This is a genomic window from Xanthomonas sp. NCPPB 3761, assembly GCF_041475705.2.
Classification (GTDB): Bacteria; Pseudomonadota; Gammaproteobacteria; order Xanthomonadales; family Xanthomonadaceae; genus Xanthomonas; species Xanthomonas phaseoli.
Map to the genome: position 1 here is coordinate 2039892 of NZ_CM191262.1, position 14996 is coordinate 2054887.

Consider the following 14996-nt stretch of genomic DNA (forward strand, 5'->3'; position numbering starts at 1 on the left):
GCGCCCTGGGCGCCCGTTTTGCGTTTGTGCGGAGTCGATGGCAACTGCACTGCCAGGTGCGTGCAGCGGTGTGGCTCCGGGCCGCGCCCGGTCGCGTAACTCAGCGCTGCAGCAGCGGCAACTTGTTAGGCTTGCCATCCCATTCGGCAGCATCCGGCGCCGGCTCCTGGCGCACCGTCAGCACGGGCCAGGCCTTGGCGAGTTCGGCGTTGAGTGCCACGAAGGCCTCCTGGCCGGCCGGCACATCGTCTTCGGGATAGATCGCGTTGGCCGGGCATTCCGGCTCGCACAGGGTGCAGTCGATGCACTCGTCCGGGTCGATGACCAGGAAGTTCGGGCCGACGTGGAAGCAATCCACCGGACAAACCTCGACGCAGTCGGTGTATTTGCACTTGATGCAGTTTTCGGTGACAACAAAAGGCATGGCGGAATCCAGCGTTTAGCCTTCCAATTCTAAAGCAGTCGCGTGATGGGTGTGGAGTTGTCGGCGTTTTTGGTGCCGGGCTGTCAGGCCAGTCCGCGTTGCCTGGCCAGCGCGAACAACCCGGCCGCGGCCAGATCTTCCGGATGCTGCCGGCTTTCGATGCCCAGATGCTGCAGCGCCAACGCGTAGCGTTGCGCCAAGGAAGGGCTGCCGACCAGGTGCACGATGGCGTGACCGCCGCGGTGCTCGCGCAGTTCGTGGCCGATTAGCACGCCCGAGAGGTAGGACGGCAGCGCCGCGGAGGACAGGCGTTCGAACAGGCCGAGCGTGCGGGTGCCGAACAGGTGGTGGCTGAGGCCGCCGGGGTCGTTGCTGCGGTCGACACCTTGCAGGAACGCGTCAGCGTCCAGCCCGGCATGATCGTCGTCCATCAGCTTGCCGAGGATGCTGTGCTGACGCAGCACAGCGTACAACTCGCCGGTCATGACCGTCGCAAAGCCTGTCAGCTGACCGTTGTCGATCCGCGCCCATTTGCTGTGCGTGCCAGGCAGGCAGGCGACATGCGCGCCGTCGCCGAGTGCGGCGATCAGCCCGACCAGTTGGGTTTCTTCGCCACGCATCACATCGGGCACGCCGGCCTGTTCCCCGCTGCTGACGCCGGGCACGAACCACAGCGCGCGGTCCGGCAACAAGCCGTCGTAGCAGCGCATCGCCCGGGCGAGCGCGGCGGTGTCGGCCGGGCAGGGCAGGTAAGGTTGCTCGACCCAGCCATTGCGGCTGCCGATCATGCCCGAGAGCAGCAGCGGGCCGTCCCAGCCGTCGATCAGGCCAGCCAGCACATCGTCGAAGCGGCCCTGGCAGGCCAGGATGCCGTCGCTACCGCGGCGCTGTTCACGGACCGTGCCGTCGGCATCGAGCAGATAGCCGCGCAGGCTGCTGGTGCCCCAGTCGATGGCGATCACGCGCCCGCTACCCGGTTTTCGGGCAGGCCGGCGATGGCCAGATCGCAGACGAACAGGCTGCCGGCCTCGGGCATGCGGGCCAGCTCATCGGCGCTATGGTCCAGGCGCGAGCTGATCACGTGCAGGCGATCCAGTGCCGCGCCGCCGAAGGCGCTGCAGGTAGGATGCTTGATCGGCAGCTGCACGATGCGCTCCACGCTGCCGTCGGGGCGATAACGCACCACCCGCGACGCACGCCATTGCGCATTCCACAGGTGGCCTTCGCTGTCGATGACCGAGCCGTCCGGCTCGGCGTCATCGCGATCGAGGGTGGTGAACACACGCGTGTTGCTGGTTTGTGCCGTCTGCGGGTCGTAATCGCAGCACAGGATCTGCGGGCGCACCGAATCGCAGTAATACATGGTGCGGCCGTCGAGGCTGAAGCAGATCGAATTGGGGATCGAAACGCCCGGCAACGGCAGGGCACGCAAGCCGTGCTTCAGCGAAAATTGGTAGAACGCACCGCGTGCGGCCTTGCTGTCGTGCTCGTCCATGGTGCCGAACACCAGATTGCCATGCCGGTCGACGCGACCATCGTTGCTGCGCGTGAGCGGGTTGTCCGCTTCCACGTCGGCCAGTTTTTCGAAGGGCAGCGCGTCTGCTTCGATGGTGTCCGGATCGACAATGCCGATTGCCTTGGCCAGTGCGACAAGCACGCGGCCGTCGTCCATCAGGCCGATGCAGCCGGGGCGGTCGGGCAGCGTCCAGTAGCGCGTCTGCGCGCTGGCCGGGTGGTGCCGCCACAGGCGTTTTTCGCTGATGTCGACCCAGTAAAGCGCCTGGCGCTGCTCGCACCACAACACGCCTTCGCCATGCGTGCAGCGGCTGTCGACCGCCAGCACGGCGGTGTGTTCGGGCGTGCTCACCATTCGGCGATGCTGCCATCGCTGTGGCGCCACACCGGGTTGCGCCAGTCGGGCGGATTTTCGTTTGCGCGCTTGAGCATGTCTTCGTCGATCTCCACACCGAGCCCGGGTTTGGGCAGGGCCGCAATGCTGCCATCCACGCAGTGAAAATCGTCTTTGTTGATGACGTAGTCGAGCAGGTCCGCGCCTTCGTTGTAGTGGATGCCGATGCTCTGTTCCTGCAGCACGGCGTTGTGCGAAACGAAGTCCACGTGCAGACACGCGGCGAGTGCGATCGGGCCGAGCGGGCAATGCGGTGCGAAGCCCACATCGTAGGCTTCGGCCATCGCGGCGATCTTGACGCATTCGGTGATGCCGCCGGCATGCGACAGGTCCGGTTGCACCATGCCGATGCCGCCGGCGCACAGCACATTCTTGAATTCGAAGCGCGAGAACATGCGCTCGCCGGCGGCGAGCGGAATGGAGGTACTTGAGGCCAGGCGCGGGTAATACTCGGCCTGTTCGGCCAGTACCGGCTCTTCGACGAACAGCGGCTTGAACGGCTCCAGCTCGCGCAGTAGCGCCTTGGCCATCGGCGCGCCGACACGGCCGTGGAAGTCGATGCCGAAGTCGATGCTGTTGCCGAAGGCTTCGCGGATTTCGGCCACCTTGACCACCGCCGCATCGACGGCGCGCGCGCTGTCGATCAGCTTCATTTCTTCGGTACCGTTGAACTTGAAGGTGTCAAAGCCCAGCGCGCGGTAGTCGGTGATCTGCTGGATGATGGCGCCCGGGCGGTCGCCGCCGACCCAGCGGTAGGTCTTCATGCGATCGCGCACCAGCCCGCCCAGCAGCTCGTACACCGGCACGCCCAGCGTCTTGCCCTTGATGTCCCATAACGCCTGGTCGATGCCGGCGATGGCGCTCATCAGGATCGCGCCGCCACGATAAAAGCCGGCGCGGTACAGGGTTTGCCACAGGTCGTTGATGCGCGCCGGATCCTTGCCGACCACATAGCCGGCCAGTTCGTGCACGGCGGCCTCCACCGAACGTGCGCGTCCTTCGATGACCGGCTCTCCCCACCCGGTGATGCCCTCGTCGGTCTCGACCTTGAGGAACAGCCAGCGTGGCGCGGCGTGGTAGGTGGTGAGGCGGGTGATCTTCATCCTTGCAGTTCCTGGTAGGCCTGCACGAAGGCGCGTGCGTGGGTTTGGGTTGTTTGGAGGGATTGCGCTGGTTTGTACAGTTCGCCACCGATGCCGGCACCGGCCGCGCCCTGGGCCATGAAGCCGGCCAGGGTCTGCGTGCTGACGCCGCCCACCACGTAGACCGGGATGTGCGTGGGCAGCACCGAGCGCAGCGCGCGCACATGCGCCGCGCCATAGGTCGCTGCCGGGAACAGCTTGAGGATGGTGGCGCCGGCGTCGATGGCGTCGAACGCCTCGCTGGCGGTGGCGAAACCCGCCACCACGGTCAGACCGCGCGATACCGCATGACGGATCAGCGACGGCCGCGTGTTGGGGGTGACGATGAAGCGCGCGCCGATCTCGGCCAGGGTGTCGACATCTTCGTTGCGCAACACGGTGCCGGCACCGATCCAGGCGCGCTCGCCATAGGTCCGTTGCGCCAGCGCGATGCTCTGCTCCCAGCACGGCGAGTTGAGCGGGATTTCGATCGCATCGAAGCCGGCGTCGATCAGTGCGCCGACATGGTCGAGCGTCTCCTCCGGCGTGATGCCGCGCAGGATGGCGACCAGGGGCAGGACGAACGGGCTGGCGGTGGTATCTGAAGTCATGCGGTTACTCGCGATAGAGCGGAAAGCGGCGGTTGGCGGCCCGGTGGCTGGCGATGTCGGGGGAGGCTGCGCGACGGCGGGTCGTGGCATGACGGCCGACGCGCACCATCGCAGGAGAACGCGTGACGACGAAGGCGATGGATTCCGGCGGTGGGGGAGTGCCGCCTGTACACGCATGCGCCGTCCTACGGCCTGCAATCGGCGGGCATGATGCCGTCATCGTCGTCCACCTCCGCGTGTAGGGCGTGCGTGTTGCCACCCTGGGAAGGGCAGGTCACGTCTGTTCTCACCGCGCCCGGGAGGTAGGGGCTCCTGCTGCGGCGTTCGATAGCCTCGCGCGGGGAGATATGTGCTGCAAATGAAATTTTCGGCATATTCTATTCCTCCGACGAATACACGGCCGCAACCGCACGCTATGGCAAATTCCGGTACTCCCTGGTTCAACGCAGCCCGCCTCAAGACGCGCCAGCTCTTGCTACTGCTGCATTTGCACGAACAGCGCTCGGTGCTGCGCGCGGCTGAGGCCGCCAGCATGACGCAACCGGCCGCGTCCAAATTGCTGGCAGAAATGGAAGACATGCTGGGGGTGAAACTGTTCGAGCGGCATGCCCGTGGCGTGGAACCCACCTGGTATGGCCACGTGCTGATCCGGCGCGCGCGTGCGGCGATGTCGGAGATCGGGCGGGCGCAGGAAGAAATCGCCGCGCTACGCGCCGGGCGCATGGGCCAGGCTTCGATCGGCACGGTGGTCAATCCGGGTACCAATCTGGTGCCGCAGGCCATCGCCGAGGTCAAGCGGGAGTTTCCGGACATCCTGGTGCGTGTGGAAATGGACTACAGCCGTCCGCTGGTGGCCAAGTTGCTGGACGGGCAACTGGACATCGTGATCGGGCGCATCCTGGGGCCGGAAGGTGTGGGCGAGCTGGAGTTCGAACCGCTGGCCGACGAGCCGCATTCGGTGATCGCGCGTGCCGGGCACCCGCTGGCCAGCCGCGCCGGCCTGCAGCATGCGGACCTGGTACGGCATGGCTGGATCTTGCCGCCCGCCGACAGCGTATTGCGCGCGCGCCTGGATTCGATGTTCATGGAGCACGGCGTGCAGACGCCGACCAATGCCATCGAAACCTCGTCGCTGCCAGTCACCTCGACCCTGCTGCGCGGCACCGACATGCTGACCGCCCTGCCGGTGGAATCGGTGGCGCCGTTGATCCAGGCGAAATTGCTCACCGTGCTGCCCATTGAACTGGGCGTGCGGATGGAATCGTTCGGCATCATCCGTCGCCGCGATTACGTCCTGCCGCCTGGTGCCGAGCGCATTCTGCAGGCGTTGCGCACCACTGCGCGACGTCTGTACCCCGCGCTACGCGTGCCGGACTCCCTTGCCTGACCGGTGCGTCCATTGCTATTCCGCAGCGGAATAGCAGCCTGTGAAATTTTCATTGGCTGGCGCTGCGCTGTGCGCCTATACGTGTGAACCAGATCGCACGCTGAAGCGCACGTAACGTCGGGTACGCGATCGGCGGCCAAGCCGCTTGCTGGAGGGAATTGACGGGCGACATCGCCCATTTTTTTGCGTGATCACGCCGCGCGTCTGCGCGGCGACAACCCGATTCAATCGTCTTGCGTCCTGGGAGGGATTCAGATGTACCAGTGTTCCAGCCATGCCTCGGCAGGCACGGGCGTGCTTGCCCGTCGTCTGCCTTCGTTGCGCCGTTCCGCCATGGCCGTCAGTATCGGGCTCTTGCTCGCTGCGCCGGTCTACGCGCAGCAGGCGCAGTCGTCCCAGAATGCCTCCTCGAGCAACGCAAGCAAGGCCACCGACCTGGACGCGGTGGAAGTGCGCGGTGTGCGCGCCAGCCTGATCAAGTCGCAGTCGATCAAGCACGATGCCGAACAGATCGTCGATTCGGTCAGTGCCGAGGACATCGGTGCGCTGCCTGACCGCAGCGTCACCGAAACCCTGCAACGGGTGAGCGGCGTGACCATCGATCACTTCATGGCGCGTAACGATCCGGACCACTTCTCGGCCGAAGGCAGCGGCGTGATGATTCGCGGCATGACCCAGGTGCGCGGCGAGCTCAATGGCCGCGACAGCTTCAGCGCCGCCAGTGGCCGCGGTCTGAGCTTTGAGGATGTGCCAGCCGAACTGATGGCGGGCGTGGACGTCTACAAGAACCCGTCGGCCGAGATCATCGAAGGCGGCCTGGGCGGCACGGTCAACCTGCGCACGCGGATGCCGTTCGACCAGCCGGGCCGGGTCATCGGTGCGACCGCCGACGTGAACTGCGGCGATTTCAGCAAGACCTACAAACCATCGGGTTCGTTTCTCTTCAGCGATCGCTGGAACACCAGCCTCGGCGAGATGGGCTTGATGGTGGATGTGGCGCATTCGGAACTGGCCACCCGCAGCGATGGCATCCAGGTCGAGCCGTTCGTGCGTCGCACCGACGCGGCGCTGCTGGAAGGCACCAGCTTCGACAAGGTCTACGTGCCCGGCGGCGTCAACTGGCGGCAGCTCGATTTCGAGCGCAAGCGCAATGGCGTGGCCGGCGCGTTCCAGTGGCGGCCGAGCGACGACACCGAAATCTACGTGCAGTACATGCGTTCCAGTTACGACATGAACTGGCAGGAGCGCGCAGCGTTCTTCAACGACGACACCAACGCGATTGGTCCGGCGCCCGGCACGCAATTCACCTACGATGCCGACGGCCGCTTCGTCAGCGGCTCGCCGGCCTCCAGTTCCTGGCGCGGCAACGTCACCGGCAACGATGGCGTGCGCTTCTACACCAACAACCGCTACGCACAGCAGAGCACGACCACCTCGGATTTGTCCGGTGGCTTTACCCACAAGCTCACCAGCAACCTCACCGTGCGCGGCGATATGCAGCTGGTGCGCTCGGAAAGCGATTCGCTGGATTTCACCCTGTTCGATTCGATCTACCTGCCGGGCCTGACCTTCGACCTGAGCGGCAAATATCCATCGGTCGCGATTGCCGACACGACCTACACCAGCAACCCCTCCAATTATTTCTGGAGTGCGGCGATGGACCATTTGGCGAAGAATCGCGGCCGCGAGCTGGCCACGCGCTTCGACCTGGAGTATGCATTCGACGACAGTTCCTGGCTGCGGACCTTCCGGGCCGGCATCCGTGCCACCGATCGCACCCAGATCAACAAGAACTCCGGCTACAACTGGGGGGTGATCAGCGACAACTGGGCGCAGATTCCCGGAACCGCCAATGGGACCGGACTGGCCGATCTGGCCACCTACATGACCGGCACCTCGCAGCTGTATTCGTATTCCAATCTGTTCCGCGGCAAGATCGATGTGCCCAACAGCCTGTATTTTCCGAGCGACGCCGCAGTCAAGGACTACGCCGGTACCTCGAAGATGATCGAGCAGATCGTGGCGCTGCGCGGCTCGGGCTGGGCGCCGGACAAGTACCAGCTGCAGGACATCAATCGCCAGTTCGAACGCACCCAGGCCGCCTACGCAGTGATGTACTTCGGCAACGACGAAGCGCTGGGCGTGCCGGTAGACGGCAATATCGGCGTGCGCATCGTGCAGACCAAGACCGAGGCCAATGGCTACGGCCAGTTCCCCGACCTGTCGGGAAGCGCGGGTTCGGAGGAGCTGCGCGAGCAATACACCGGGCAGTACTTCGCCAACAACGCCAAGGGCAGCTACACCAACGTGCTGCCGAGCTTCAACATGCGCTTCAAGTTCTCCGACGCGCTGCAGTGGCGTATCGCCGCGTCCAAGGCGATGGCGCGCCCGGACTACACGCAATTGCAGCCGTACCTGCTGCTCGCGGCAAACACCGAATCCAACGGCACGGTGTCCAGATGGACCGGTACTGCCGGCAATCCGAACCTGCAGCCGATGCAGTGGCGGTTTGCCGCCTCGCGCGGTATTTCGCGCCCGACCTTCGACAAGCTCAACCCGAACCTGAGCCTGAGCACCGGCACCTCCAACGGCGCTTCGACCTTCACCGGCACCGCAGGTAACCCGAGCCTGGAAGCGGTCAAGGCCGACCAGTTCGACACCGCGCTGGAGTGGTACTTCGGCCAGGGCTCGATGATGTACGGCACCGTGTTCTACAAGAAGGTGGAAGGCTTCATCGCCAATGCCGTCTTCAACGAGGTCTACGACGGCCAGGTGTGGCAGATCACCCGGCCGGTCAATGGCGATTCGGGCAAGATCCGCGGCGCGGAGCTGGGTTACACGCAGTTCTTCGACTTCCTGCCGGGCTGGTTGAGCGGCTTCGGCCTGCAGACCAACTACACCTACGTCGACAGCGAGGCGCCGAGCCCCACGGCCACCGACACCAACGGCCAGTCGCTGACGGTGCCGCTGGAGGGCCTGTCCAAGAACAGCTACAACGCGATCCTCAGCTACGAAACGTCGCGCTTCCAGGGCCGTGTGGCCTACAACTGGCGCAGCGACTGGCTGGTGACCACCGCGGGCAACGGCACCGGCAACCTGCCGGTCTACAACAAGGGCTTCGGCCAGCTGGATGCCTCGCTGCGTTTCAACATCAATGATGTGTGGTCGATTTCGCTCGATGGCGTGAATCTGCTCGATACCCGCCGCGAGAGCTACCTGGGTGTCGAGTCGCGCTACCGCGATTTCGTGATCAACGATCGTCGGTATGGCCTGACCTTGCGGGCCAGCCTGTAGAACGCGCCGTAGGAAGTGCGTCGCCGGTCCGGCGAGCTGTGCAGGCAGCTCGTTGGGCCGGTGTTTTTCCTATCGATGGCCAGGCCATCGATCGCGAGGGGAGCCGGAGGAATGATCGCCGTGATCGATCCGCCTACTAAGCGCCGTTTTTCTGCAGCACGTGCGTGGCTGACTGCGGTCTGCCTGGCGCTGGTGGTGCTGTTCATGACGTCCAGCGTCGCTGCGGACGAGCCCGGCACGCCAGAACCGTATCAGTGGCACAGCGTGGCCATCGGCGGGGGCGGCTTCGTCACCGGGGTGCTGTTTCATCCCGCCGAACGCGATCTCGCCTATGCACGCACCGATGTCGGTGGTGCCTATCGCTGGGACGCGCAGGCGCAGCAGTGGGTTGCGCTGACCGATTGGTTGGGGGCCGACGACTGGAACCTGATGGGAATCGACGCCTTCGCGGTCGATCCTGCCGACCCGGACGCGCTGTATCTGGCTGCCGGCACCTACATGCACGAACGCGCCGGCAATGCGGCGGTGTTGCGTTCGTTCGATCGCGGTAAGCATTTCGAACGCGCCGAGTTGCCGTTCAAGCTCGGTGGCAATCAATTGGGCCGCGCCAACGGCGAGCGGCTGGCGGTGGACCCGCACGACGGCCGTGTGCTGTTGCTGGGTTCGCGGGATGCAGGCCTGTGGCGCAGTGACGATCGTGGCGCGCACTGGGCGCGGGTGGAGACGTTTCCGACCGATGCATTGGCAGGCGCCACCGCGCGCAACCATGTGGGAAGCGAACAGGCCGTGGGCATCGCCTTCGTGGTCTTCGATGCCGCCAGCGGCCGGACCGGCGCTGCGACACCCCGCATCTATGTGGGCGTTTCCACTGCGCAGACCAGCCTGTACGTCTCCGAAGATGCGGGGCGCACCTGGTCGCCCGTGGCCGGGCAACCCAAAGGGCTGCGCCCCAACCACATGGTCGGAGGCAACGCTGGGCAGTGGTATGTGAGTTATGGCGATCACCCCGGCCCGGACCTGATGGCCGGTGGCGCGCTATGGAACTACGATGCGGCACAAGGCCGCTGGCACGAGATCAGCCCGATCCCGCAACCCGCCAGCGGCGATGGCTTCGGCTGGGGCGCGGTGGCGGTGGATCCGCAGCATCCGCAGGTGCTGCTAGCCAGCACGTTCCGCCGCCGCACGCCGCGCGATGAGATATTTCGCAGCAGCGATGGCGGGCGTAGCTGGGCGCCGCTGTTGGCCGGTGCGCAGTTCGATCACAGTGCCGCGCCGTGGACCGCGCACGCAACACCGCACTGGATAGGCGCGCTGGCGATCGATCCGTTCGACAGCAACCACGCCTTGTTCGTCACCGGCTATGGCATCTGGGCCTCGCGCAATCTGCAGACGTTTTCAACGCAGCAGCCGTTGCAGTGGTGGTTCCAGGACCGAGGGCTGGAAGAAACCGTGCCGCTGGATCTGCTCAGCCCGATGGCCGGCGCGCATCTGCTCAGTGCGCTGGGCGATATCGATGGCTTCCGGCATGACGCGTTGGACACCGCACAATTGCAGTATCTGGGCCCGCGCCTGACCAACGGCGAGAGTATCGATGCCGCCGGCCAGGCGCCGCAGTGGGTGGTGCGCAGCGGCACCGTGCGCGATCGCCGCAACAACGAGATCCGCGCGCTGTATTCGCAGGACGGTGGCACGCACTGGAGCGCGTTCGCCAGCGAACCACCGCGCGGGCAGGGGGCCGGCACCATTGCCATCGCCGCCGATGCAGCCCAGGTGGTGTGGGCACCGGAGCAGGGCGGGGTATGGCGCACCGGCGATGTCGGCAAGCACTGGCAACGCGTGCAGGGCTTGCCCGACACCGCGGTCGTGGTGGCCGATCGCGTCGATGCACAGCGCTGGTACGCGGCCGATCGGTTGAGTGGGCGGCTGTACGAGAGCCGCGATGGCGCGGCCAGCTTTCGCGATACCGGGCAGCAGGTCGGCAGCCCGGCCCGCGATGAACGTGCGCGCCCGCAGCTGCGGCCCGACCCCTGGCGTGCGGGTGTGGTGTATCTGGCCAGCCCGACGCTGGGCGTGATGCGCTGGCGAAACGGCCAGTTGCGCACGCTTTCCAGACCCGACGAAGCGCGCTCGTTGGGCATCGGCAAGGCGCTGCGTGCCGGCGCGCCGCCAGCCCTGTATCTGGCCGGACGCGTAGCCGGCGTGGATGGCATGTTCCGCTCCGACGACGAGGGCGCGCATTGGCGACGTATCAACGACGATGCCCATCGCTTCGGCAAGCCGTATAGCGTGACCGGCGACCCGCGTATTGCCGGCCGCGTGTACTTTGCCACCGGTGGCCGTGGCATCTTCTATGGCGATCCACGATGAGCGTCGCGTCGCTGCGCGTGTCATCGCGCTGTCTTACCGTGTACGGCGCTGTGCGCCGCCTGGCTGCGCCGACTTTGGAGATCACTGCATGACCGCTTCTTTCGTTCGTCGTGGCTGCTTGCTGGGCCTGGTGCTGGCAAGTCCGTGCGCCTGGGCGGTGCCGACGCTGCCGCTGCTGTTTGCCGATGGCGCGGTGCTGCAGCGCGATCAGCCGATGCCGGTGTGGGGCTGGTCTTCGCCCAATGCCGCGATCACGGTCAGCTTCGACGGCAAGCGCGCCTCCGCCAAGGCCGACGCAACAGGGCAATGGAAGGTCAAGCTGCCTGCGCACGCAGCCGGTGGCCCCTACGTGTTGCGTGTGCAGGGCGACGGGGGCGAGCTGCAGGTGCGCGATGTGCTGGTTGGCGATGTGTGGCTGGCCAGCGGGCAATCGAACATGGAATGGCCGTTGGCCCAGGCCAGCGACGGCCCGCAAGCGGTGGCCGCGGCCAACGATGCGCAGCTGCGGCATTTCAAGGTGCCCAAGTCGTGGTCGGTGCAGCCGCAGGCGCGCCTGACCGGTGGCGAGTGGAAGGCCGCAACGGCTGCAAGCGCTGGTGAGTTCACCGCGGTTGGCTATTTCTTCGCCAAGGAGCTGCGCGCCAGCACCGGCGTGCCGATCGGCATCGTCAACAGCACCTGGGGTGGCAGCGCGATCGAAGCGTGGATGGACGCTGCGTCATTGGGCCTGAGTGCCGATCAGAACCAGGGCGCGATCGAGGCGATCAAGCAACGCGACGCCGCAGCGCAGGCCGCCACCGGCAAGCGCATCGCGCGCTGGCCCAAGGTGGAGGGCGAGATGCCGCAATGGCGCCAAGCGGCGTTCGACGACAGCGATTGGGACAGCATCCCGGTCACCAAGCAATGGGAATCCAGCGGCTACGACGGCATGGACGGCATCGCCTGGTATCGCACCACCATGACGCTCAGCGCTGCCGAGGCCAAGGCCGGCATCACCTTGGGCGTGGGCCAGATCGACGATTCGGATACCACCTACGTCAACGGCCAGCAGGTCGGCAGCACCGAAAAGCAATGGAACCTGCCACGCGTGTATCCGGTGCCGGCTGCGGCGCTCAAGGCCGGCGTCAACCACATTGCGGTCCGCGTGGAAGACCTCAGCGGCGGTGGCGGCATGCATGGCCCGGATGAGCAGCGCTTCGTGCAGACCAGCACCGGTGCCAGGCGTGCGCTGGGCGGTTGGAAATTCCGCCCGGCCGCGGTGCGGGTGTCGTTGGCCGACAACAAGAATCAGCTGCCCACGCTGCTGTACAACCAGATGATCCATCCGCTGCAGCCGTTCCCGGTCAAGGGCGTGATCTGGTACCAGGGCGAAACCAATGCCACCGATACCGGCGCGGTGAAATACCGCGAGCAGTTCGCGGCGATGATCCAGCAATGGCGTGCCGAGCGCGGCGACAAGGCGCTGCCGTTCCTGTGGGTGCAGCTGGCCAACTTCAAGGCCGGTGGCGACGCGGGCGAGCTGAGTCCGTGGGCGCTGTTGCGCGAATCGCAGTCCAAGACGCTGGCGCTGCCGGCAACCGGGCAGGCGGTGATCATCGACATCGGCAATCCCACCGATATCCATCCCACCAACAAGCGCGATGTCGGTCATCGCCTGGCGCTGGCAGCGCGGCATGTGGCCTATGGCGAAACGTTGGTGTATAGCGCGCCGGTGTTCGAGCACGCGCGCTTTGACGACGGCAAGGCGGTGCTGAGCTTCGACTTGCAGGGCAGTGCGCTGCAGGTGCGTGGCGGTGGTGCCGTGCAGGGCTTTCGTATTGCCGGTGCCGATCAACGCTTCCACCCGGCCACCGCGCAGATCGAGGGCGATCGCGTGATCGTGCGCAGCGATGCGGTCGCCGCACCGGTCGCCGTGCGCTACGGCTGGAGCGAGAACCCGGACGACGCCAATCTGATCAATCGCGACGCCCTTCCTGTTTCCCCCTTCCGCACCGATACCTGGTGACACGGAGCCTTATGTCCATGCATTCCCCCGTTGCACGTGCCATTTCCCATTCCAACGCACGGCGTTGCCTGCGTCCGCTGCTGCTGTCCGCGCTGACGCTGGCCCTGGCTGCCTGCCAATCTGGCGACAACGGCGATGCCGGCAAACCTGCCGCAACCACCCCTGCTGCAAGCACCGCTGCGGCAACGCCGGCCAATGCGCAGGCGCCGGCTGCACAGACCCCGATGCCGCAATTCGTCAGCAAGGACGGCAAGCATGCGTTGATGGTCGACGGTGCGCCGTTCCTGATCCTGGGCGCGCAGGTCAACAACTCCAGCAACTACCCCGGCATCATGGACAAGGTGTGGCCGGCCATGCAGGTGCTGGGCCCCAACACCGTGCAGGTGCCGATCGCCTGGGAACAGGTGGAGCCGGAAGAAGGCAAGTTCGATTTTTCCTTTGTCGATACGCTGCTCACCCAGGCGCGCGAACACAAGGTGCGCCTGGTGCTGCTGTGGTTTGCGACCTGGAAGAACAACGGCCCGCAGTACGCGCCGCATTGGGTCAAGACCGACAACCAGCGCTTCCCGCGTGTGGTGACGCGTGAAGGCAAGTCGATCGGTTCGCTGTCGCCGCATGCGCAGGCCACGCTGGATGCCGACCGCAAGGCATTCGTCGCCTTCATGCAGCACCTGAAAAAGGTGGACCCGCAGCACACCGTGATCATGATCCAGCCGGAGAACGAGGCGGGCACCTACGGCAGCGTGCGCGACTTCTCGCCGATGGCGCAGAAGCTGTTCGACGGCCCGGTGCCGGAGCAATTGCTCAAGCGCATGAACAAGCAGCCGGGCACCTGGACACAGGTGTTCGGTGCCGATGCCGATGAGTTCTTCCATGCCTGGTCGATCGGCCGCTACATCGACCAGGTGACCGAAGCCGGCAAGGCGGCCTATCCGTTGCCGATGTACGTCAACGCCGCGCTGCGTGGCCCGTTCAATCCGGGCCAGCCCGGCCAGTACGCCAGCGGTGGCCCCACCGACAACGTGCTGGATGTATGGAAGGCGGCCGGACCGCATATCGACCTGCTGGCGCCGGACATCTACATGCCCGAATACCGCATGTACACCACGGTGCTGGAACGTTACGCACGCCCGGACAATGCCTTGTTCGTCGCCGAAACCGGCAACCGCCCCGAGTACGCGCGCTACCTGTTTCCGACGCTGGGCCATGACGGCATCGGCTGGTCGGCGTTCGGCATGGATTACACGCGTTATTCCAACTATCCGTTGGGCGCCAAGCACGTCAACGAAGAAACCCTGGCGCCGTTCGCGCTGGGCTTCGATCTGGTCAAGCGTGGCATGCGCCCGTTCGCCAAGGCCGCCTCGGAAGGCAAGCTGCATGGCACTGCCGAAGAACCCGGCCAGGCCGTGCAGGAGCTCAAGCTCAACGACCGCTGGAGCGCCACCATCACTTACGGTGTGCCGCAGTTCTGGTTCAAGGGCGAGCCGCCGGGCAACCCGGAACCGATCGGCGCTGCGCTGATCGCAGAGCTGGGGCCGGACGAGTTCCTGGTCACCGGCTACCACGCGCGCGTGACCCTGCACCCGGCCAGCGAAGCGACCGCCAACATGATTTACGACCGCGTCGAAGAGGGCGTCTATGAAGGCACTGACTGGAAGTTCGTGCGCAATTGGAATGGCGACCAGACCGACTACGGCGTCAACTTCTCCAGCGCGCCGCAGCTGCTCAAGATCAAGCTCGCCACGTTCAAGTAAGGGCCGGTGACACCCGCTGCGCCGACGTCATGCCGGCGCAGCGGATGCCAGCGACGCGGCAGGGTGCGCCGCTGCACCTGCCGCTACCACGCCCACCGGACGACTGCCTGCAACGCGTTGACCA

General features: G+C 65.7%; 10 protein-coding genes. 5 read left to right on the forward strand and 5 right to left on the reverse strand.

Annotated features, from left to right (window positions below):
- Window positions 1-100: 100 nt before the first annotated feature.
- The 5 genes from fdxA to ACCQ00_RS09075 form a co-directional block, all read right to left on the reverse strand.
- Complete coding sequence (gene fdxA, locus ACCQ00_RS09055) at window positions 101-424, reverse strand: ferredoxin FdxA (RefSeq protein ID WP_003481917.1); 324 nt, start codon at window positions 422-424, stop codon at window positions 101-103.
- 83 nt (window positions 425-507) lie between these two features.
- Complete coding sequence (locus tag ACCQ00_RS09060) at window positions 508-1386, reverse strand: 2-dehydro-3-deoxygalactonokinase (RefSeq protein WP_039570123.1); 879 nt, start codon at window positions 1384-1386, stop codon at window positions 508-510.
- Window positions 1383-2294 carry an SMP-30/gluconolactonase/LRE family protein gene (locus ACCQ00_RS09065; protein ID WP_039570125.1) on the reverse strand — a complete coding sequence of 304 codons (912 nt, stop codon included), beginning with the start codon at window positions 2292-2294 and terminating at the stop codon, window positions 1383-1385. Before ACCQ00_RS09065 ends, ACCQ00_RS09060 begins: the two co-directional genes overlap by 4 nt.
- Window positions 2288-3436 carry a galactonate dehydratase gene (dgoD, locus tag ACCQ00_RS09070; RefSeq protein ID WP_039570127.1) on the reverse strand — a complete coding sequence of 383 codons (1149 nt, stop codon included), beginning with the start codon at window positions 3434-3436 and terminating at the stop codon, window positions 2288-2290. The genes ACCQ00_RS09065 and dgoD overlap by 7 nt, the downstream gene beginning before the upstream one ends.
- On the reverse strand, window positions 3433-4065 hold the full coding sequence (locus tag ACCQ00_RS09075; RefSeq protein ID WP_039570129.1) for a 2-dehydro-3-deoxy-6-phosphogalactonate aldolase: 633 nt from the start codon (window positions 4063-4065) through the stop codon (window positions 3433-3435). The genes dgoD and ACCQ00_RS09075 overlap by 4 nt, the downstream gene beginning before the upstream one ends.
- Before the next feature lie 415 nt (window positions 4066-4480).
- Between ACCQ00_RS09075 and ACCQ00_RS09080 the strand changes: the two genes are divergently transcribed.
- From ACCQ00_RS09080 to galD, 5 genes are all read left to right on the forward strand, one after another.
- Entirely contained in the window at window positions 4481-5452 is a 972-nt protein-coding gene (locus tag ACCQ00_RS09080) for a LysR family transcriptional regulator (RefSeq protein WP_003481928.1), read from the forward strand.
- Between the two features lie 255 nt (window positions 5453-5707).
- A complete protein-coding gene (locus ACCQ00_RS09085) occupies window positions 5708-8746 on the forward strand; it encodes a TonB-dependent receptor (protein ID WP_372354110.1) in 3039 nt (1012 codons plus the stop codon).
- Window positions 8747-8857: 111 nt separating this feature from the next.
- A complete protein-coding gene (locus ACCQ00_RS09090; RefSeq protein ID WP_039570136.1) occupies window positions 8858-11113 on the forward strand; it encodes a beta propeller repeat protein in 2256 nt (751 codons plus the stop codon).
- Window positions 11114-11201: 88 nt separating this feature from the next.
- Window positions 11202-13118, forward strand: coding sequence for a sialate O-acetylesterase (locus ACCQ00_RS09095; protein WP_039570138.1), 1917 nt, complete (start codon window positions 11202-11204; stop codon window positions 13116-13118).
- 11 nt (window positions 13119-13129) lie between these two features.
- Complete coding sequence (gene galD / locus ACCQ00_RS09100; RefSeq protein WP_039570140.1) at window positions 13130-14872, forward strand: GH35 family beta-galactosidase GalD; 1743 nt, start codon at window positions 13130-13132, stop codon at window positions 14870-14872.
- Window positions 14873-14996: the final 124 nt, after the last annotated feature.